This window comes from Streptomyces sp. TP-A0874, from assembly GCF_001748085.1.
In the GTDB taxonomy this organism is placed as follows: Bacteria; Actinomycetota; Actinomycetes; order Streptomycetales; family Streptomycetaceae; genus Streptomyces.
This window is the reverse complement of the sequence record NZ_BBZK01000014.1, coordinates 32,074-51,334: the sequence shown is the minus strand read 5'-3', so window position 1 is coordinate 51,334 and position 19,261 is coordinate 32,074. Positions and strand designations below refer to the sequence as shown.

At 71.9% G+C, this 19,261-nt stretch carries 18 protein-coding genes; 8 read left to right on the top strand and 10 right to left on the bottom strand.

Going from position 1 to position 19,261, the window contains the following annotated elements:
- Positions 1-33: 33 nt before the first annotated feature.
- Positions 34-684 (top strand): thymidine kinase, encoded by a 651-nt coding sequence (locus BGP73_RS20745; RefSeq protein WP_069817185.1) that lies wholly within the window; start codon positions 34-36, stop codon positions 682-684.
- Between the two features lie 72 nt (positions 685-756).
- Here BGP73_RS20745 and BGP73_RS20740 read toward each other — a convergent pair whose 3' ends face one another.
- Complete coding sequence (locus BGP73_RS20740; RefSeq protein WP_069817183.1) at positions 757-1,296, bottom strand: hypothetical protein; 540 nt, start codon at positions 1,294-1,296, stop codon at positions 757-759.
- Positions 1,297-1,499: 203 nt separating this feature from the next.
- The gene (locus BGP73_RS20735) at positions 1,500-2,972 is read right to left on the bottom strand and encodes an aldehyde dehydrogenase family protein (protein ID WP_069817181.1); all 1,473 of its coding nucleotides are present in this window, start codon (positions 2,970-2,972) and stop codon (positions 1,500-1,502) included.
- A gap of 268 nt (positions 2,973-3,240) precedes the next feature.
- Between BGP73_RS20735 and mdlC the strand changes: the two genes are divergently transcribed.
- From mdlC to BGP73_RS20705, 6 genes are all read left to right on the top strand, one after another.
- Positions 3,241-4,845, top strand: a complete 1,605-nt coding sequence (gene mdlC / locus BGP73_RS20730) for a benzoylformate decarboxylase (protein WP_069817285.1) — start codon at positions 3,241-3,243, stop codon at positions 4,843-4,845.
- 333 nt (positions 4,846-5,178) lie between these two features.
- Positions 5,179-6,513, top strand: coding sequence for an MFS transporter (locus BGP73_RS20725; protein WP_069817179.1), 1,335 nt, complete (start codon positions 5,179-5,181; stop codon positions 6,511-6,513).
- Positions 6,514-7,018: 505 nt separating this feature from the next.
- Positions 7,019-7,753, top strand: a complete 735-nt coding sequence (locus BGP73_RS20720) for a PIG-L deacetylase family protein (RefSeq protein WP_069817283.1) — start codon at positions 7,019-7,021, stop codon at positions 7,751-7,753.
- Positions 7,754-7,929: 176 nt separating this feature from the next.
- Positions 7,930-8,637, top strand: a complete 708-nt coding sequence (locus BGP73_RS20715) for an alpha/beta fold hydrolase (protein WP_069817177.1) — start codon at positions 7,930-7,932, stop codon at positions 8,635-8,637.
- An 88-nt stretch (positions 8,638-8,725) separates the two neighbouring features.
- Positions 8,726-9,031: a muconolactone Delta-isomerase family protein gene (locus BGP73_RS20710; RefSeq protein ID WP_244501298.1), complete on the top strand. Its 306-nt coding sequence runs from the start codon at positions 8,726-8,728 to the stop codon at positions 9,029-9,031.
- Positions 9,031-9,807, top strand: coding sequence for an SDR family NAD(P)-dependent oxidoreductase (locus BGP73_RS20705; protein WP_069817175.1), 777 nt, complete (start codon positions 9,031-9,033; stop codon positions 9,805-9,807). The genes BGP73_RS20710 and BGP73_RS20705 overlap by 1 nt, the downstream gene beginning before the upstream one ends.
- Positions 9,808-9,967: 160 nt before the next feature.
- On the opposite strand, the gene folP is transcribed toward BGP73_RS20705, so the two are convergent.
- The 3 genes from folP to BGP73_RS20690 are packed head-to-tail and all read right to left on the bottom strand — an operon-like array spanning position 9,968 to position 12,118.
- On the bottom strand, positions 9,968-10,873 hold the full coding sequence (gene folP / locus BGP73_RS20700; protein ID WP_441350757.1) for a dihydropteroate synthase: 906 nt from the start codon (positions 10,871-10,873) through the stop codon (positions 9,968-9,970).
- A gap of 44 nt (positions 10,874-10,917) precedes the next feature.
- Positions 10,918-11,766, bottom strand: coding sequence for a class III extradiol dioxygenase subunit beta (locus tag BGP73_RS20695; protein WP_069817173.1), 849 nt, complete (start codon positions 11,764-11,766; stop codon positions 10,918-10,920).
- On the bottom strand, positions 11,759-12,118 hold the full coding sequence (locus tag BGP73_RS20690) for a protocatechuate 3,4-dioxygenase (RefSeq protein ID WP_069817171.1): 360 nt from the start codon (positions 12,116-12,118) through the stop codon (positions 11,759-11,761). Before BGP73_RS20690 ends, BGP73_RS20695 begins: the two co-directional genes overlap by 8 nt.
- Positions 12,119-12,527: 409 nt before the next feature.
- Between BGP73_RS20690 and ligM the strand changes: the two genes are divergently transcribed.
- A complete protein-coding gene (gene ligM, locus BGP73_RS20685) occupies positions 12,528-13,928 on the top strand; it encodes a vanillate/3-O-methylgallate O-demethylase (protein WP_069817169.1) in 1,401 nt (466 codons plus the stop codon).
- 129 nt (positions 13,929-14,057) lie between these two features.
- Here ligM and BGP73_RS20680 read toward each other — a convergent pair whose 3' ends face one another.
- The 5 genes from BGP73_RS20680 to BGP73_RS20660 form a co-directional block, all read right to left on the bottom strand.
- A complete protein-coding gene (locus BGP73_RS20680) occupies positions 14,058-14,696 on the bottom strand; it encodes a response regulator (protein ID WP_069817277.1) in 639 nt (212 codons plus the stop codon).
- Between the two features lie 59 nt (positions 14,697-14,755).
- Positions 14,756-16,414 (bottom strand): sensor histidine kinase, encoded by a 1,659-nt coding sequence (locus BGP73_RS20675; protein WP_244501297.1) that lies wholly within the window; start codon positions 16,412-16,414, stop codon positions 14,756-14,758.
- Between the two features lie 182 nt (positions 16,415-16,596).
- Positions 16,597-17,304: a GntR family transcriptional regulator gene (locus BGP73_RS20670; RefSeq protein WP_244501296.1), complete on the bottom strand. Its 708-nt coding sequence runs from the start codon at positions 17,302-17,304 to the stop codon at positions 16,597-16,599.
- A 49-nt stretch (positions 17,305-17,353) separates the two neighbouring features.
- Positions 17,354-18,226: a formyltetrahydrofolate deformylase gene (gene purU, locus BGP73_RS20665; RefSeq protein WP_069817163.1), complete on the bottom strand. Its 873-nt coding sequence runs from the start codon at positions 18,224-18,226 to the stop codon at positions 17,354-17,356.
- Positions 18,223-19,182: a bifunctional 5,10-methylenetetrahydrofolate dehydrogenase/5,10-methenyltetrahydrofolate cyclohydrolase gene (locus BGP73_RS20660; protein ID WP_069817161.1), complete on the bottom strand. Its 960-nt coding sequence runs from the start codon at positions 19,180-19,182 to the stop codon at positions 18,223-18,225. The genes purU and BGP73_RS20660 overlap by 4 nt, the downstream gene beginning before the upstream one ends.
- Between the last annotated feature and the right edge of the window lie 79 nt (positions 19,183-19,261).

The following is a 19,261-nucleotide window of genomic DNA, read 5'->3' as shown; positions in this document are numbered from 1 at the left end:
TGCTCCCCGCGACCGAAAGGCCGTCCACCCACCATGCCCGAGCTGGTCTTCTTTGCCGGAACCATGGACTGCGGCAAGAGCACCCTGGCACTTCAGATCGGACACAACCGCTCGGCCCGAGGGCTGCGCGGGGTGATCTTCACCCGGGACGACCGGGCGGGGGAGGGGAAGCTCTCCTCCCGACTGGGTCTGGTCACCGAGGCGGTGGAGGCCGCGGACGGACTGGACATGTACGGATACCTGGTCGACCAGTTGTCCAAGGGCGGCAAGGTCGACTACGTGATCGTCGACGAGGCGCAGTTCCTCGCGCCGCACCAGGTGGACCAGTTGGCGCGGGTCGTGGACGACCTCGAACTCGACGTCTTCGCCTTCGGCATCACCACCGACTTCCGCACCCGGCTCTTCCCCGGATCACAGCGGCTGATCGAACTGGCCGACCGGATCGAGGCCCTCCAGGTGGAGGCGCTGTGTTGGTGCGGTGCCCGGGCGACGCACAACGCCCGCACCCTGGACGGGGAGATGGTGGTCGAAGGCGCCCAGGTGGTCGTCGGCGACGTGAACCGACCGGCGGGGCAGATCGGTTACGAGGTGCTCTGCCGCCGCCACCACCTGCGCCGGATGACCGCGGCTTCGGCCCGGGCGGGCGCGCTGTCGCCGGAAGTCCTGCCGGTCGCCCCCGCCTGATTCGCCGGCCGGACCCGGCCGGCCCACTCCGCGGTGGTCCGGAACCGGTGCCGTCGGCGCCGGGTCCCGCGGTCAGCGGGTGATCAGCGCGCCCCCTTCCGTGACCGCCAGACGTGCCTGCGGACTACCCGGCGAGCAGGATCGGCCGTTGGGGTAGGTGGGCTCCGGGGTGACGCTGACCCGCTGGTCGAGGACGGTGGCGCCCTGCTGGTTCCTGAGCACCAGCGTGACGCGTATCGGCTTCTCCGGAAGGTCGGGTACGAGCGCGAAACCGGGCAGGACGAAGGGCTCGGTGGTGCGGGGAGGAGGGGTCCTCATCCCGGGGCTCTCCGGGGCGGTCGCGGACTGCGTGGTCAGTGCCGGGTCCCCGGGGGGCAGTGCCTCTTCCGGCCCGGGCTCCCGCAGGTGCAGCGAGCGCTTCCGACAGGCGCCGTCCCAGCAGGCCGTGAGGGTCGCCTCGGCGACCGTGTGCGCCAGTTCGGAGCGGACCTCGACACTGATCCCGGCGGGTGCGTCCCGCAGGGTGCATTCATGGCTGCTCGGGGAACCCCCGCACCCGGTCAGCAGGGCCAGAGCCGCCAGCGGCGCCGCCGATCGGATCCGCTGTCTCATGCGGGCTCCCCGGCGACCGTCCGCGCCCTCATCGCATCCACTCATGCCCGCACGGTAGCCCCGGCGCACCGGTCGCCGCGGGCCGTTGCGGCGTCTCCCCTGTACCGGGGGCGGAACGCCACGGGAACCCGGCCCTCCGTAGGACCCGGCCGTGGTCCCTCGGGACCATGCCCGAGGGACCACGGCCGGCAGGGGGGAGTGACTCAGGCCGGGAAGCTGACCGAGTGGGTGTCCATGAACTCCCGGACCCCCTCGATGCCCATCTCACGGCCCATGCCGCTGTGGTCGAAACCACCGAACGGCGCCCGTTCGTCCAGGTGCGCGGCACCGTGGGCGTTCACGAACGTGTAGCCGGTGCGCAGTCGGGCCGCGACCGCCGCGGCACGGTCGAGATCCTCGGTCCAGACCGAGGAGCAGAGCCCCGCCCAGGTGTCGTTGGCGCGGGCGATCGCGTCGTCCTCGCCGTCGAACGGCAGGATCGGCAGGGTCGGGCCGAACTGCTCCTCCACCACCACCCGGGCGTCGTCGGCGGGATCGAGCACCAGCGACGGCCGGAGGAAGTTACCGCGGGAGACGTCCTGGCCCTCAGCCGCCTCGCCCAACTCCCGGACCTCGGTACCGGACGCGCGCGCTTCGGCCAACAGTTCGCGCACGTAGTCCCGCTGTCGGGGGCTGTGCAGCGGCCCCATGGTGACGCCCTCGGCCAGACCGTGGCCCAGCCGGACGGCGCCGAGCAGCTCGGACAGCCCCTCCACGACCTCGTCGTAGCGGGAGCGGTGCACGTACAGCCGCTTCGTCGCCATGCAGATTTGGCCCGTGGAGTCGAAGGTGCCGCTGAACAGCCGCTGCATCGCCTCCGGACCCAGGTCCGCGTCCTCCAGGACGATCGCCGGGTCGTTGCCGCCCAGCTCCAGCGCCACGCGGGTCAGCGACTCCGAAGCCATGGACATGATCCGCTTGCCGCCGTGGGAACTGCCGGTGAAGCAGACCTTCTTCACCCTGTCGTCCTGGATCAGTGTCGGTCCGACCTCGGCGTCGGTGCCGGTCACGACGTTGAGCACACCCGGCGGCAGCGCCTGCGCCACCAACTGCACGGTGCGGGTGGTGGCCAGCGGCGCGGTGGGCGGCGGCTTGACCACGACGGTGTTGCCGGCGAGCAGCGCCTGCGGCAGTGCGGCCGCCAGAATCGCCAGCGGCCAGTTGAACGGCACGATGATCGTCACGACACCGAGCGGCAGGTAGGAGATCTCGGTGCGGTACGGCGGAGCCGGCAGGGTCGTGACCCGCTCGACCTCCCCGGCCAGTCCAGCGGCCAGCCGGAAACGGTGCTCGAACACCACGGAGTCGATGACGGACTCCATCCGGATCTTGCCGTTCTCCCTGGTGAGCACCTCGGCCGTCGCCGGCCGGTCCGCCTCCAGCGGCGCCAGTGCGGCGGTCAGCAGGGCGGCGCGTTCCTGGGCGCTGCGGGCCGCCCAGCCGGGGAACGCCCGGTGGGCCGCGCCGACGGCGGCCTCGGCCTGCTTGGCCGAGGCCGCCGCGGCGTAGCCGACCAGCGACTGACCGTCGGCCGGATCGACCACCCGCAGGGTGTCGCCGGCCTCGTGCGTCTCGCCGTCGAGGTAGAGCCCGGTCCTGATCTCGGGCAGCTGGTCGGGCTGGTTCAGCGGTGTCATCGGCGTACCTCCGGATCGTCGCACGGGGAAGGCGGGCGGGGGAGTGCCGCCTCCCTGCCGGCTCAGGGCCACCGTAACCGCAGGCGTGACGCGGCTCCCCGGGGCAGAGGACCCGATCTGTCCGGGGCGTTCGGGCGAGCAGGGCCGAGACATCCGACGTAGCCGCAGGTCGGCGGCTCGGCCGTCGGCCGGAACGGCTAGTAGGGTGCGCGGGCTCCGGGAGCCACTCGCCCCCGGAGCCTTTCTCTCGATCCTCGTGGAGGACTCCATGCCAACAGTTCGCGAGACCACCTACCACCTTCTGCGCGCCTGGGGACTGACGACCGTGTTCGGTAACCCCGGCTCGAACGAACTGCCCTTCCTCGACGGTTTCCCGTCGGACTTCCGGTACGTGTTGGGGCTCCACGAGGGAGCGGTGCTGGCGATGGCCGACGGCTATGCCCAGGCCACCGGCCGCCCGGCGCTGGTCAATCTCCACTCGGCGGCCGGGCTCGGGAACGCGATGGGCAACCTCGCCAACGCCAGGGCCTCCCAGACACCGCTGGTGGTGACCGCGGGACAGCAGGCCCGAGCGATGATCGGGCTGGGGTCGGTGCTCGCCGAACCCGCGATGACCCGGGTGCCGGAGCCGCAGGTCAAGTGGTCCTTCGAGCCGGCCCGGGCACAGGACGTACCGCGTGCGCTCTCGGAGGCGTTCCACCTGGCCACCCTGCCCCCGGCCGGCCCGGTGTTCGTGTCGCTGCCGCTGGACGACTGGGCCCAGGAGGTGGACGTTGACGAGGTGGCCCATCTGGCCACCCGGCGGGTGCGCTCAGCGGGGGCCGCCGTCCCCGAGGTGGTCGAGGAACTGGCCGGTCGGCTGAGCCGCGCCCAGGCCCCCGTGCTGGTGGTTGGGCCCGAGGCCGACGACGAGCGCGCCTTCGAGCTGGTCGTGGCGCTGGCCGAGCGGCTGGCGGTACCGGTGTGGACGGCGCCCACGCCCCCGCGGTGCCCGTTCCCGACCCGGCACCCGCTGTGGCAGGGCGTGCTGCCGCCGAGCATCGCGGGCGTCAGCGAACACCTGGCCGGACACGACCTGGTGCTGGTGCTCGGTGCGCCGGTCTTCCGCTACCACGCCTACCGGCCGGGGCCCTGGTTGCCCGAGGGCACCGAACTGGTCGCGGTGAGCGCCGACCCGTCCTCCGCGGCGCGCGCCGCCTTCGGCGACGCGCTGGTGGCCGATGTCGCCTCCGTCGCCGCCCAGCTACTGGACGCGCTCCCCGCCACGCCGGTGCGGCCGACGCCCGCGCCCGTACGGCGCCCCGCGCTCGCTCCGGACCCGGCCGATGCGCCGTTCACCGCGGACGGGGTGTTCGCGCTGATGGCGCGCACGCTGCCGGCCGGGGTACGGCTGGTCAACGAGTCGACCTCGAACACCGCGCAGTTCTGGGAGCACCTGGATCTCTCCCGGCCGCGCGGGCTGTTCTTCCCCGCCGCGGGAGGGCTCGGCTTCGGGCTGCCGGCGGCCGTCGGGGCCGCGCTGGCCGACCCCACCCGCCCGGTGGTGGCGGTGCTGGGCGACGGCGCCGTCCAGTACGGCGTGGTCGGACTGTGGAGCGCGGTGCAGTGGAACCTGCCGATCACCTTCCTGGTGATGCGCAACGGTTCCTACGGCGCGCTGCGCAGCTTCGTCGACCAGCTCGGTGTCAGCGGCGCGCCCGGGCTCGACCTGCCCGACATCGACGCGGGGCGGCTGGCCGAGGGGTACGGCCTGCCGTCGCGGCGGATCACCGACGGTGCGGAACTCGCCGCGGAACTGGCCGCCGTGGCCCCGGACCGGGGCCCCCGACTCCTGGAGCTCCCGATCACGGCTGAGACGCGCAAACTCGGCTGACGGGTTCCTCCGGTCATACGGAGCGCGACACATGACGTAGGCGGCTGGCCACAGAAGACCCACGACGTGGCGGCCAGACTCACTTACATTCCTGGACGAGCGAGTCGGAGTCCCGACTTTCGGATTCCGCGTGGGTGCCGCGATTCGCCTCGCCCACCGGTCCCGGCCAGGGCGTTGCGGCAGCCACACCCGCCCGCGTCCTGGTCGGAGGTCCTGGTCGCCACGGCCACTGACCAGGGCTTGGACTCACTCGTCCAGAGCCCTGTGAGGCCTTGCCACCTCCCCGGAGGTCTCACCCCACCTGTCATTTCGGCGTTTCGAGGAGTACCCACCGTGTCCTCTGCACCAAGCAGCACAGCGCCTTCCAGAAAAGGCATATTCGCCGCGAGTTTCGTCGGCACGTCGATCGAGTGGTACGACTACTACATCTTCGGCACCGCCGCGGCGCTGATCTTCGGTGATCTGTTCTTCCCCGGGTTCTCCCCGGTGGCGGGCACCCTGGCGGCCTTCGCCACCTTCGCCGTCGGCTTCGTCGCCCGACCGCTCGGTGCGGCGGTCATCGGCCACTACGGCGACCGGATCGGTCGCAAGTCGATGCTCGTCCTCACCCTGATCATGACCGGCGGATCGACCTTCGCCATCGGCCTGCTGCCCACCTACGCGGCCATCGGGATCGGAGCACCGCTGCTGCTCGTCACCCTCCGCCTCATCCAGGGCTTCGGTGTGGGCGGCGAGTGGGGCGGCGCCATCCTGATCGCCACCGAACACGCCTCCCCGCGCCGCCGCGCCCTCTACGGCAGCTTCGCGCAGTTCGGTCTCCCGATCGGAGTGCTGACCTCCAACCTCGCCTTCCTCCTGGTGTCCCAGCTGGGCGACGACGCTTTCCGGTCGTACGGCTGGCGCATCCCGTTCCTGGTCAGCGCGCTCATGGTCGTGATCGGCTTCATGGTCCGCTCCCGGCTGCAGGACGCCCCCGAGTTCGAGCAGATCAAGCAGAAGCAGGAAGTCAGCAAGGTCCCGGTGGCCGAGCTGTTCCGGAAGCAGCCGCGCAACCTGGTGCTGGGCAGCCTCGCCTCCATCGCGCCGCCCGCGGTGGGCTACACGGTGATCGTCTACATGCTCACCTACGGCACCAAGGAAGTCGGTTTCGAGCGGAACACCCTGCTCACGCTGATCCTGTTGTCGACCCTGGTCTGGGTCCTCGCCATCGCGGTGTCCGCCCTCGCCTCCGACCGCTTCGGGTCGAAGAGGATCTACACCATCGGCACGCTCACCGCGGTGCTGTGGCCCATCCCGATGTTCGCCATGGTCAACACCAAGAGCGTCGGGCTGGCCCTGGTCGCCTTCATGGTGGCGGCCGTCGTGCAGGGCATCATGGCCGGCGCGCAGGGAGGTCTGTTCACGGAGATCTTCGACGTCGCGGTCCGCTACAGCGGAATCTCGATCGCCTACCAGATGGGTGGTGTCATCGGCGGTGCCATCACCCCGATCGCACTGACCGCGCTGTTCGACGCCTCCAAGTCCTCCACGGTGATCGCCTGCTACGTGTCCGCCCTTTCGCTGATCAGCCTCGTGGCGATCCTCGGACTCCGCGTCCCGAAGGCGCCGACCGACGCCGCGGACCTGCCCGCGCCCGCGGTGGCCGCGGGGAGCGGCGGCAAGGGCTGACGGAACGGCGCCGACCGGCCCGGACACCGATCCCACGGTGACCGGCGCGCGGCCGGGGCAGGACGGACCGCGCCTCGCCGCGACGGCGAGGACGCCTCATCGGACCGATGAGGCGGAACGCCCGGGTCGACACCCCACGACCCGGCCCACGGTCCCAGTTCACGCGGGCTCCCACTCCTGCCCCGCCCAGCCGCGCCCGCTGCACGACGGATGACGTAGATCCGGCGGGACAAGGCTCCGCGCGGGTCCGGTCATTCGCGAGTTACCAGATCTTCCGCCGCTTCATAGCGTCGGTAACGCAGGCGCCCCGCCCCTCGGTACCCGGTGGCGCACCTCGCGGAAGCAACCGTTGCCGGCCTGGGGGCCGGCAGAGCCGGTCGCGGCACACCCCCTGAGTGAACCGGGCGCTCGGGCTCCGGTCCGCACCGGCTGCCCGGTTCCCGAACCGGGAGACGGCCATGTCCTCTTCTTGCCCGGCGGCAGCACCGCCGAGAAAGGCCACGCCTTGAGCAACACCGACGACAAGCGTCCCACCGTCCTGACGATCAGCGCCCACTCCGGCGACTTCGTGTGGCGAGCGGGCGGCGCGCTGGCCCTGTACGCCGAACGCGGCTACGACGTGCGGATCGTCTGCCTGAGCTACGGCGAGCGCGGCGAGTCCCAGGGCCTGTGGAGGCAGGAGGGCATGACCCTGGAGAAGGCCAAGGCGGGCCGCAGGGCGGAGGCAGAGGCCGCGGCCGAGGCGCTCGGTGCGAGTATCACCTTCTTCGACCTGGGCGACTACCCGCTGCGCATCGACGAAGCCGCGCTGGAGCGCATCGTCGGCGAGATGCGCGACGCGCAGCCGGAGGTCCTGCTGACCCACGTGGCCAACGACCCCTACAACCGGGACCACAACGCCGCGCACGAGGCGACGCTGCTCGCCCGGCAGGTGGCGCAGGCCGCGGGGCACGATCGGACCACCAGCCCGATCGGCGCCCCGCAGGTCATGCAGTTCGAGCCGCACCAGTCCGAGCAGTGCGGCTTCCGGCCGAACCTGCTGCTCGACATCACCTCGGTCTTCGACCGCAAGCAGAAGGCGATGGAGTGCATGAGCGCCCAGTCGCACCTCCTGCGCTACTACACCGACCTCGGGCTGCGCCGCGGTGTCCAGGCCGTGCGGAACGGCGGTGACAAGTCGATCGTGCAGGCCGAGGCGTACCAGCGGGTCTTCCCCACCGTGGGTGACGAACTTCGGTGACCCGCGGGTGACCGCCCGTAACGACGGCGGCCCCTGCCCGCAGGTGGCCACCCCGCTCTCGCCGAGGGGGTGGCCACCTTCCCGACACCAGACGCGGCCCGCTCCGGCCCGGCCCCCACGACAAGAGCCCAACCGGACCGCAGCCGCCGCGACCGCAGCCACCGAAAGGTCCTTCCATGAGTACGTTCGTCCTCCTTCACGGCGCCTGGCACGGCGGGTGGGCCTGGCAGCGCGTCGTCCCGGCGCTGCGCGCCGCCGGGCACGAGGTGCACACCCCCACCTTCACCGGTCTCAGCGACCGGGCCCACCTGCTGAACCCCCAGGTGGGGCTGGAGACGCACATCCAGGACGTGGTCGCGCTGCTGGAGGCGCACGACGCCCGGGACGTCGTCCTGGTCGGGCACAGTTACGCGGGCCAGGTCGTCACCGGCGTCGCCGACCGCGTGCCGGGCCGGCTGGCCAAACGGATCCACCTCGACGCCTTCGTGGGAGATGACGGCGACGCCGCGATCGACCTGCTCCCCGAGACGGTGGCCGGGCACTACCGGGAGGCCGTCTCCGGGCCGGGGTTCGGCTGGCTGGTGCCGGTACGGCCGCTCGAGAAGCTCGGGGTGACCGAACAGGCCGACCTCGACTGGCTCACGCCCCGGCTGACCCCGCACCCCTGGCTGACCTACACCGAGCCGCTGCGGCTCACCGGGGGTGCGGAGCAGGTGCCGGCCGTCTTCATCGAATGCGTGGACTGGATGCGGGTGTTCACCCCGCAAGCCGAGCGTGCCGCCGCCCGGGGATGGCCGGTCCACGAGATCGCCACCGGGCACGAGGCCATGGTCACCGCACCCGGGGAACTGGCCGGGCTGCTGCTCGACGTCGCCGCGGCCTGAGCGCCCGCGACCGGAGGACCGCCCGTGGCTGCGGCCGCGGGCCCAGCACGACCGCGGCCCGGCGCCGCGGACACCGGCGAGCGCGGCCGTGCGCCGCGGAAGCAAGGAGGACAACGACGTGGAGTTCCTCGTCCGTACCGAGAACCTGTTGCCGAACGACACCCCGGTGGAGGTCCGCGAAGACCTGCGCCGGGGCGAGCGGGAGCGCGCGATGGAGCTGCGCGAGGCCGGCATCCTGAAGCGGCTGTGGCGGGTCCCGGGCCGCAACGCGACCGTCGGCCTCTACGAGGCCGATGACCCGGCCGCACTGCACGAGGCGCTGACCTCGCTCCCCATGTGGAAGTGGATGGACGTCACCGTGGAAGCGCTCGCCACCCACCCGCAGGAGAAGTGATGGACACGGCATCCCGGCGCGAGGGGACGGCCACCGCCCGTCTCACCGGCAGGGTCGCCGTGGTGACTGGAGCCGCCGGCGGGCTGGGGCGGGCGATCGCGCACCGCCTCGCCGCCGAGGGTGCGGCGGTCGCCGCACTCGACATCGCGGAGGCCGGCGAGCCGGTCGACACCGGCCTGAGCGGCTCCATCACGCCCTGGACCTGCGACGTCACCGACGCCGACGCCGTCCGGACCACGGTTCGGGAGGTGGCCGAACGGCTCGGCGGTCCGGACGTCCTGGTGAACAACGCCGGACTGCTCTCCGGGAGGAGCAGTCTGCTGGACGCCGAACCGGCGGAACTGCACCGCTACTTCGACGTCAACGCCGTGGGCCCTCTACTGATGGTGCAGGCATGCTTTCCCCACCTGCGGGACAGCCCGCACCGGGGGCGGGTGGTGAACGTCGCCTCCCGGACCTTCTTCACCGGAGAACCCGGACGTATCGCCTACATCGCCAGCAAGGGTGCCCTGATCGGCATGGTCCGGGTGATGGCGCGCGAGCTCGGCGAGCACGGCATCGCCGTCAACGCCGTGCTGCCCGCGCAGGTGGCCACGCCCGGAACCCGCGCGCACTCCGACGACGAGGTCTTCGCCCGGACCATGGCGCGCCAGGCGATCCAGGAGTTCGTGACCGGCGAGGACTTCGCCGGTCTCGTCGCCTTCCTCGCCTCTCCGGACGGGCGTCTGATCACCGGCCAGTCGATCGTCTGCGACGGCGGCGGGCTGCTGCACTGAAGTCCGGCCCCGGGCGTCGAGCTCCAGCGTCCCCCCGCGGCACGCTGGGGCTGGACGGCGTCCGGGCGGGGCCACCGGCATGGTGCGTGCTCGAAGGACCGAGTACGGTGCGCGCTCGACATCGGCGACCGTGTTCCGGTTCGTCCAGGGCAGCGGTCCCTCAACGAGCCGGGCCGGTCAACCGGCGAACCGCATGACGGCGGCGAGCGGTCTGCCCCACGGTCGACACCACGCGGACGGCGTCGGCCGACGAGGCGACATCGTGCACCCGGACGCCCCAGGCACCGGCCTGGGCCGCCATGACGGTGGTCGCCAGGGTCGCCGCGTCCCGCCGGTCGGCGGCCCGCGCTCCCTCGTCCCCGGTCAGCACCGAGGCGAGGAACCGCTTGCGGGAGGCCCCCACCAGCACGGGGAGGCCGAGCGTCCGCAGGGCGTCGAGGCGGGCCAGGAGTTCCCAGTTGTGCTCGGCCCGTTTGGCGAAACCCAGCCCCGGGTCGAGGATCAGCTGCCCGGGATCCACGCCGGCCGCCACCGCGGCGTCCACCCGCTCCAGGAGTTCGGCGCAGACCTCGCCGACGACGTCCTCGTACACGGCTGCGGCGTACATGTCCCGGCTGGTACCGCGCGAGTGGTTGAGCACCCAGTCCACCCCGGTCCGTGCGACCAGCCGGGCCATCAGCGGGTCGGCGAGGCCGCCGCTCACATCGTTGACCAGCACCGCACCCGCGTCGATCGCGGCCTCGGCCACGGAGGCACGGGTGGTGTCGACGCTGATCGCCACCCCGGCCGCCGCCAGCTCGGCGACGACCGGGAGTATCCGCCGGGTCTCGGTGGCCACGTCGACCCGTTCGGCGCCGGGCCGGGTGGACTCGCCGCCCACGTCCACGTAGTCGGCGCCGGCCGCCCGCAGCGCCAGACCGTGCTCCACCGCGGACGCGGTGGTGGCGTACCGGCCCCCGTCCGAGAACGAGTCGGGGGTGACGTTGAGGACACCCATCACCACGCACTGCCCGGCGCACCCGGTGCGTGCACCGGAGGCTGCCGGGGCGGTCGTCTGGACGGACATCGCTGCCACTCCTCGTGCTGGCGTGCGGGTCGGTACCGCGCCGGTCAGTCCGTGCGGTTGTCGAACAGGGCCAGTCCGGCAGCCGTGTTCGAGGCCGGCACGTGGTAGGCCGAGTGGACCTTGCGCACCTGCTCGTTCATCGCGCCCCGCATCACGAGCCACATGATCAGTTCGATGCCCTCGGCGCCGGCCTCGCGGATGTAGTCCTCGCGGCTGAGCGCGGCGAGCTTCTCCGGGTCCTTCTCGATGGCCTCGAGGAACATGTGGTCGAACTCGGGGTTGATGAACCCGGCGCGTGCGCCCGCCAGCTGGTGCGACATTCCGCCGGTACCGAGGACGCCCACGGTCCCGGCCCCCGCGTAGGAGGAGATCGCCCGCCCCAGCGCCTTGCCGAGGGCGTAGCAGCGCGCGGCCGTCGGCTGCGGGTACTGGATGACGTTGACCATGATGGGGATGACCGGGCAGGGCCAGGCGTCGCCCGGTTCCGGAGTCCAGACCGACAGCGGGACGGTGAAGCCGTGGTCGACGTCCAGCTCCTGGAAGACGGTCATGTCGAAGCCCTCGTCCATCAGCTGCTGGAGCAGATGGAAGGAGAACTCGGGATCGCCCTTGATGTCGGGCACCGGACGGCGGCCGAAGCCCTCGTCGGCGACCCGGTACTCCTCGGCCGTGCCGATGGCGAAGGTGGGCACCACGTCCATGTCGACACCGTTGGCGTGGTCGTTGTAGACCAGGATGGCGACATCGGGCTTGTTCCGCGCCAGCCACTCGCGGGCGGGCCGGTAACCCTCGAACAGCGGGGCCCAGACCGGGTCCGCCGTCATGCCGCGGTCCATGGCCGCCCCGATGGAGGGGACGTGCGATGTGGCCAGCCCCCAGATCACCTCAGACATCGGTCCGTCCTCCCGCCAGCATCGCTGCCTTGAAATCCGCCTCGGACATGCCGGTGAAGACACCGCCGAGGTACTGCATGGACAGCCCGTCCATCATCGCGAGCTTGTAGATGTAGAAGATGCTGCCGCCGAGGTCGAGCATCGCCTGCCAGTCGCGCCGGAGGACGGCGTCCGTCTGCTCCCGCGACAATTCGAATCGACGGCAGTAGGCGGCCTCGTCGCCCAGGAAGTCCTGGCGCGCGGCCTCCTCCCGCAGCGACATGAACAGCTTGTTCATGCGGTGCCCGCGGCGGCTGGTGGGGCCGTCGAAGACGTAGGTTCCCGGTGGGTCCAGCCGGTTCTGGCTTGTCATGGGTGGCTCCCTGGCTCGAGGCTCGGCACGAGGGCACGGCCGGCAGCGATCGCTTCCGACCGTAGAGCGCGGTCGGCACCGGGCCATCGCGCACACGTCGCGACCGCACGGGCTTCCTGTCGAGGCCGCCGCGGGACATATGACGTACCCGGCCGCCGCTACGTCATATGACTCGCCCCCTATGGCCGGGCCCGGTCGCCCGGGACCAGCCATTCCTCTGTGCCGCTCGGCAGCCGACATCCCTAGCGTGAGCCACATGGCTGCCGGCCCCGTCGGCGGGCCCGCGCAAGCAGCGCGCTGCTCCGCCGAGCGGAGAGATCGCTGAACGACATCGCAGTACATAGCCGAGGAACGGCCGCTCCTGCCTGGGGCCGGGTGGCCTGGAACCGTGAGTGAGGACGGATAGCACATGAGCGCCAAGAACCTGCAGGACGTGTTGGACCGGTCGGGCAACACGGTGGAACTCCTGCGCAACTCCCAGCTCGGGGCGTACATCTATCCGGTTGTACCGGCCGAGTTCACCAACTTCCGCCGCGAGGTCACCGCCTGGCAGAAGACCGCGGTGCTGTTCGACCAGTCCCACCACATGGTCAACCTGTGGGTCTCGGGCCCGGACGCCCTGAAGCTGTTCACCGACACCGGCATCAACAGCACGGCCAACTTCCCCGTCGACTCGGCCAAGCAGTTCGTCCCGGTCTCCCCGGAGGGCGGGGTGATCGGTGACGGCATCCTCTTCCGCCTCGCCGAGGAGGAGTTCGTCTTCGTCGGCCGAGCACCCGTCGCCAACTGGCTGACGTACAAGGGCGGCCGCGGGTACAACGTCGACATCCGCCAGGACGACCGCTCGCCCTCCCGCCCGTACGGCAAGCAGGTGACCCGGGACGTCTGGCGCTTCCAGATCCAGGGCCCGCTGGCCTGGGACGTCATCGAGAAGGTCAACGGCGGTCCGGTCGACAAGGTGAAGTTCTTCCGGATGGGCTACATGAACATCGCCGGTGAGCGGATCCGCACCCTCCGCCACGGTATGGCCGGAGCTCCGGGCCTGGAGATCTGGGGCCCGTACGAGAGCTACGACAAGGTCCGGGACGCGATCCTGGAGGCCGGTCGGGAGTTCGGGCTGGAGCCGGCCGGCTGCCGCGCCTACTCCTGCAACACCCTGGAGTCGGGCTGGATCCCCTCGCCGCTGCCCGCCGTCTACTCCAGCGAGGAACTGCGTCCGTACCGCGAGTGGCTGGGTGCGGACAGCTACGAGGCGGTCAACGCCCTCGCCGGCAGCTTCGTCTCCGAGAACATCGAGGACTACTACCTCAACCCCTGGGAGCTCGGCTACGGCAGCTTCGTGAAGTTCGACCACGACTTCGTGGGCCGCAGCGCCCTGGAGGCCATCGACCCCGCGACCCAGCGCCGCAAGGTCACCCTGGAGTGGAACACCGAGGACGTCTCCAAGCTGCTGGCCTCCCCGGTCCAGGAGGGCCCCGGCTACCAGTTCTTCGACCTGCCGAACGCCAACTACGGCTCGTCGAACTACGACGCGGTGCAGGACGCGGACGGCAACACCGTCGGCCTCTCGCTGTTCACCGGCTACAGCGCCAACGAGCGCAAGGCGCTGTCGCTGGCCACCGTCAACCCGGAGGTGCCGCTGGGCGCCGAGGTCAAGGTCGTCTGGGGTGAGCCGGACGGCGGCTCGAAGAAGACGACGGTGCAGCCGCACGAGCAGTTCGAGGTGCGGGCGATAGTGAGCCCGACGCCTTACACCGCCATGGCCCGCGACAGCTACCAGCCCGGCTGGCGCACGGCCGGCACCGCCTGACACTCCGGGCGGCGGGGCCCGCGCGGCGTACCCGCGAACCCCTGCCGCCGGAGGCGGGGACCGTCCAAGGTGAGGGCGGCCGGCGTGTCGACGCCGGCCGCCCTCACCCGTGACCGCCGATCCGCCCCGCTACTGCTGCTGCGGCACGAGACCCTCGTGGACGGCTACGAGGGCGGCCTGCGTCCGGGAGGTCAGCTGGAGCTTGCGCAGCACGTTGCTGACATGTGTCCGGGCGGTCCGCTCGCTGATCACCAACTCGTCCGCGATCTCCTGGTTGGAGCAGCCCTGGGCGACCAGGGTGAGGACGTCCCGCTCGCGGTTGGTCAGAGTGCTCAGCCCGGTGGGCGGGGAGACGATCTCCTGGGTCAGCCGGCGGGCCACCGAGGGATGCAGGAAGACGTCCCCGCGCGTCGCCGCCCGCAGCGCGGCGACGACCTCGTGCGGTTCGGCGTCCTTGAGCAGGTAGCCCGACGCGCCGTTGGCCAGGGCCGCGTGCACGCGCTCCATCTCCCCGAAGCTGGTCAGCACCACGACCTTGACGCCCGGATGGTTCCGGGTGATGTGGGCGGTCGCCGCCACCCCGTCCATCTTGGGCATCAGCAGATCGATGAGGACGACGTCCGGCAGCTCGCCGCGGACGGACATCTCCTGCAGCCGGTCGAGGGCCTCCTGCCCGTTGGCGGCCTCCGCGGCGACCTGGAGATCGTCCAGCACCTCCAGGTAGGCACGGATGCCGCGGCGGACCACCGCGTGGTCGTCCACGATCATCACGCGGATCTGGGCCGTCGGTTCCTTCGTCGGCTCCGCGGCCGACGGGGTGGGGGTGTTCACGGCGTCGCGCCCTCCTTCGAGTCCAATGGGTCGTCCGCCCGGTCCTCCGGCCGGGGAGGTGTGGTGCGGGGCACCGAGACCGGGAGCGGGACGGCCAGGCGGACCGATGTGCCGGTCTCCGCCCCGGGGCCGACCCGCACCGTGCCGCCCCATCGCTCGGCCCGCTCCCGCATGCTGGTCAGCCCGTAGCCGTCGGTCGTCGAGGGTTCCGGTTCCTCCGCCGGGGGCATGCCCCTGCCGTCGTCCGCCACCATCACCACCAGGCTGTGCTCCCGCACTCCCATCCGGAGCGTCACACACCGGGCCTCGGCGTGTTTGACGACGTTGTGGATGGCCTCGGCGACGATCCGGTAGACGTCCTCCGCCGTCTCCGGCCCGACCCGCTCCAGCCCCGCGCCGACGACGAGGTCGAAGCGGAGCCCGGTGCGGTTGGTCGTGCTCTCCGCCAGCGACCGCACGGCCTCCTCCAGTCCGAGCTGGGTGGAGACCGAGGGCCGGAGTTCGTGCACCATCGCCCGCAGGTCGGTGAGGACGGTCTTCGACAGCGCCCCCACCTCCTCGGCGATCCGCCGCACGCTGTCCGCGGGAACGGTCTCGGTGCGGGCACCGAGCACCCCCATGACCTTGGCCTGCATCGCGATGGAGAACACCTGCTGCACGATCGAGTCGTGCAGGTCGCGGGCGAGCCGTTGACGCTCCTCGCGCCGGGCCAGCTCCCGCTCGTTGCGCAGCAGCGCCACGTAGTCCACCGCCACGGCGGCCTGGTGGGCCATGGCCTGGAGGAACTCCAAGGTGCGCTGGCCCACCACCTGCCCCGGGGCGAAGTAGGCGTTCATGATGCCCGTCGCCCGGCCGCGGATCAGCAGTGGGACGCTCGCGAACCAGTCCCAGCGCAGCGCGCCCATGTGCTCGCGGAGAGGCTCCCAGTCGGGGTCCGCCTGGATGACCTCACCCCGGTCCGGGATGACGACCGGCTCCCGCTGCTCGAAGGCGTCGAGCATCCGCAGGTGCGCCCCGCGGGCCCGGCACTCCATGAGCAGGTCGAAGAAGTCGGGCCGGTGGGGGAACCCGGCCGACCCCATGATCTGCAGGCTTTCGCCGGACTCGTCGAGGATGAGGATCTGCACCCCGGCGAGCATGTCGGTGCGGAGCACCTCCTGGGCGAGCGCGTCCAGGAGGGTGGCGATCGAGCCGTCCGAGGCCAGTTTGGCCGCGGTCCGGGCGATGGCCGCGACCCGGCGCTGCCGGTGGTGCTCCCCGCTGACGTCGCGGAACGCCACGACAGCGCGGGCGGGATCTCCCGGCAGGGTCCGCGTCCGGTAGGCGAACTTGCGGCCGACCCCGGCCGCGGGGGCCCAGGTGCACACCTGCTCGGCCCCACCGTCGTCGAGCAGGCCGAGCGCGTCGGACGAGGAACCCCGGGCGACGTCGAACGGCGCCGGCCTGCCGATCAGGGCTTCGGCCGGGCGGGCGCAGAGGGCGACGGCGGCGGCGTTGAGCTGTACGAAACGGCCGTCCTCGTCGATCACGGCGAGTCCGTCCGGCGCGTGGTCCACGAGTTCGGCCCACGCCATCGGGGCCCCGGCGGCGTCTGCCCCCGCGCCGTCCTCGGCCCCTCGCTGAGTTTCCACGACCTCTCGGCCTCGGCTGGGCATACCGCCTCCTCCCAAGCCCTCGACGCGGCGGGTCCCCGCCGGCGTCAGCAGTGTCGTCACAGCATGCCCGTCGGGGACGCCCACGTCACCCCGCACAACGTCCGGCTTCGTCCCGAACACGCAGCTAAGTCGATTGTCCCCCATTCCGCCGGAACCGCGGAAACGGCCGCCGGGGCGCCGCCCTACCGGCGGCTCTCCGCCTCGCCACCGACAGCCAGGAGCGTGGCGACCCTCGTCAGGTGGGCACGGACGGCGTGCACGGCCCGCTCGGGGTCGCGCTCCCGGACGGCGTCGATGATCCGCAGGTGTTCCCGGAGGGAGGCCGCCGGGCGGCCCGGGCGCAGCAGCAGCCGGAACTGGTGCCGGGCAGTGCGGCCCTCCAGGCGGTCCACCACGGCGCGGGCCGTCTCCTGGCCACCGAGGACGCGGATTCGGGCGTGGAGGTCGGTGCTGAGCCGGGCGTAGCCGGTCAGGTTCCCGGCGTCCAGCACCTGGCACATCCGGGTGGCCATGGTGCCGAGCCGGTCGGACTCCTCGTCCCGCAGCCGCTGCACCGCCCGGGCGACACTCAGCTCCTCCAACGCCCTGCGGACCTCGGTGATCTCTACCGCCTCTCGGGAACCCACCACGCGGATGCGCGCGCCGCGGTGCGGCACCCGTTCCACGAGGCCCTCGGCGGCCAGCTCCAGCAGGGCCTCCCGGGCACAGGCCCGGCTGACGCCGTACCGCTCGGAGAGCTCGGCCTCGACCAGCCACTGGCGGGGGGCGAGTTCACCGCTGGAGGCGGCTTCGCGCACGGCGTCGACCACCCGCCTGCGGGCGTGGGCGCGCTCCGCGCTCGCTCCGCCGCCCCGCGGCGCCCCAGCCACCACTCCGCGCCGCGTGTTCACGCCGCACCCCCGCGTTCGCCCGCCCGAGGCGCGGTCCCCGAACCACCGGTCACTGGAAGACGACGGTCCGATTACCGCTGACGACCACCCGGTTTTCACTGTGCCAGCGCACCGCGCGGGCCAGCGCGCGGGTCTCGGCCTCCCGGCCGCGGGCCGCCAGCTGAGCCGGGTCCAGCGAGTGGTCGACGCGGATGAGCTCCTGCTCGATGATCGGCCCCTCGTCCAGGTCCGCGGTCACGTAGTGCGCGGTGGCGCCGATGTACTTGACCCCGCGGGCGTGGGCCTGGTGGTACGGCCGGGCTCCCTTGAAGCTCGGCAGCATCGAGTGGTGGATGTTGATCGCCCGGCCCTCCAACCGCTGGCAGAGCCCGTCGGAGAGGATCTGCATGTAGCGGGCGAGCACGACGAGGTCGACCCGCTCCTCCCGGACCAGTTCCAGCAGCGCCGCCTCGGCCTGCGGCTTGGTCTCCGGGGTGACCGGGAGGTGCCGGAACGGCACCTCGTAGTTGTCCGCGATCCGTCCCAGGTCCGGGTGGTTCGACACGACGGCGACGATGTCGAGGTTGAGCTCGCCGATCGAATTGCGGAACAGCAGGTCGTTGAGGCAGTGAGCGAACCTGCTCACCATGATGACCGCGCGCGGGCGCCGCGCCGCGTCGGTCAGCTGCCACGTCATGCCGAACGTCTTGGCGACGGGCTTCAGCTCGCGGCGCAGGGCGTCGAGGTCGAGGGGCGAGCCGTCGGCGTGCGCGAACTCAACCCGCATGTAGAAGATGTCACTCGTGGAGCTGCCGAACTGCTGGCTCTGCACGATGGTGCACTTCTCCCCGGCGAGCACCTCGGTGACGGCGTGCACGATGCCGGGTGTGTCGGGGCAGGACAGCAGCAGGACGCCGCGCTGGGCGGCAGCGGGCGAGGTCATGACGCCTCCAAGAGGGGTTCGGTGGAGCCGGGGCCGGAGAGCGCACCGGAGAGCGGCGGCCGACCGGCGAGGAGTCGGGCGGCGAGCACGGCGTTGTGGAACAACCAGACGTCGGTCACCGGACCCACCCCGCCGGGCACCGGGGTGATCGCCCGCACCCGCGGGGCGACCGAGTCGTGATCGACGTCACCGACCATGCGGACGTTGCCTTCCGCGTCCCTGCCGGGGTTGATCCCGACATCGATGACGACGGCCTCCCTGCGGACGTGCTCAGCCCTGATCAGCCCCGCCTTGCCGGCGGCGACGATCAGCACGTCGGCCTGGCGGGTGTGCCGGCCGAGTCCGTTGGTCCGGTCCGCCCACTCGTCGACGGACTCGACGGTGGCCTGGCGCTGGTAGCCCAGGGAGACGGCCGGTTTGCCCACGTTGTTGGAGCGGCCCACGACGACGATCCGGGACCGGTGGTAGAAGTCGGCGCGGTCCTCGCCCACCGAGTCCAGCCAGCCGTCCAGCAGATGGAACACCGAAGCCGCGGTGGAGGGGACGTAGCGGGGGACCCCAAGGGCGAGGAGTCCGGCGTTCTCCGGATGCACCGCCTCGATGTCCTTGCGCGGGTCGATGGCGCGGAAGGCGGACGCCTCGTCGATGTGCCGGGGGAGCGGACGCAGTACGAGGATCCCCGACACCCGCGGATCGTCGTTGAGCTCGGTGATCACATCGATCAGTTCGCACTCGCCGGCCCCCTCGGGCAGGGCCCGCGGCCGGTAGACGACGCCCAATTCGTCCGCGAGACGCCGCAGGCGCCGCTCGTACGCGGCCGAGGCGTACTCCTCGCCCACCACCACCGTGGCCAGGCCGACCCCGATCCCGTCCGCCGCCAGGCGTGCCACGTCGCGGGCCAGGCCCTCCTTGAGGGAGCGGGCGCACGCGCGGCCGTCGATCACCTGGGCACTCATCGGTTCTGCAACTCCTCCACTGGATACCCACGGGCAGACCGGAGAGACGCCGCGGCCGGCCCGTGGGAGCACTGTGCGC

Excerpts from the sequence above, each read along its gene's own strand:
- folP (WP_441350757.1), bottom strand. The coding sequence starts at position 10,873 with ATGTCCGTCCAGACGACCGCCCCGGCAGCCTCCGGTGCACGCACCGGG.
- BGP73_RS20735 (WP_069817181.1), bottom strand. The coding sequence starts at position 2,972 with ATGACACCGCTGAACCAGCCCGACCAGCTGCCCGAGATCAGGACCGGG.
- mdlC (WP_069817285.1), top strand. The coding sequence starts at position 3,241 with ATGCCAACAGTTCGCGAGACCACCTACCACCTTCTGCGCGCCTGGGGA.
- BGP73_RS20715 (WP_069817177.1), top strand. The coding sequence starts at position 7,930 with ATGAGTACGTTCGTCCTCCTTCACGGCGCCTGGCACGGCGGGTGGGCC.
- BGP73_RS20695 (WP_069817173.1), bottom strand. The coding sequence starts at position 11,766 with ATGTCTGAGGTGATCTGGGGGCTGGCCACATCGCACGTCCCCTCCATC.
- BGP73_RS20740 (WP_069817183.1), bottom strand. The coding sequence starts at position 1,296 with ATGAGACAGCGGATCCGATCGGCGGCGCCGCTGGCGGCTCTGGCCCTG.
- BGP73_RS20680 (WP_069817277.1), bottom strand. The coding sequence starts at position 14,696 with ATGATCGTGGACGACCACGCGGTGGTCCGCCGCGGCATCCGTGCCTAC.
- BGP73_RS20690 (WP_069817171.1), bottom strand. The coding sequence starts at position 12,118 with ATGACAAGCCAGAACCGGCTGGACCCACCGGGAACCTACGTCTTCGAC.
- purU (WP_069817163.1), bottom strand. The coding sequence starts at position 18,226 with ATGACCTCGCCCGCTGCCGCCCAGCGCGGCGTCCTGCTGCTGTCCTGC.
- BGP73_RS20745 (WP_069817185.1), top strand. The coding sequence starts at position 34 with ATGCCCGAGCTGGTCTTCTTTGCCGGAACCATGGACTGCGGCAAGAGC.
- BGP73_RS20675 (WP_244501297.1), bottom strand. The coding sequence starts at position 16,414 with ATGCCCAGCCGAGGCCGAGAGGTCGTGGAAACTCAGCGAGGGGCCGAG.
- BGP73_RS20660 (WP_069817161.1), bottom strand. The coding sequence starts at position 19,182 with ATGAGTGCCCAGGTGATCGACGGCCGCGCGTGCGCCCGCTCCCTCAAG.
- BGP73_RS20705 (WP_069817175.1), top strand. The coding sequence starts at position 9,031 with ATGGACACGGCATCCCGGCGCGAGGGGACGGCCACCGCCCGTCTCACC.
- ligM (WP_069817169.1), top strand. The coding sequence starts at position 12,528 with ATGAGCGCCAAGAACCTGCAGGACGTGTTGGACCGGTCGGGCAACACG.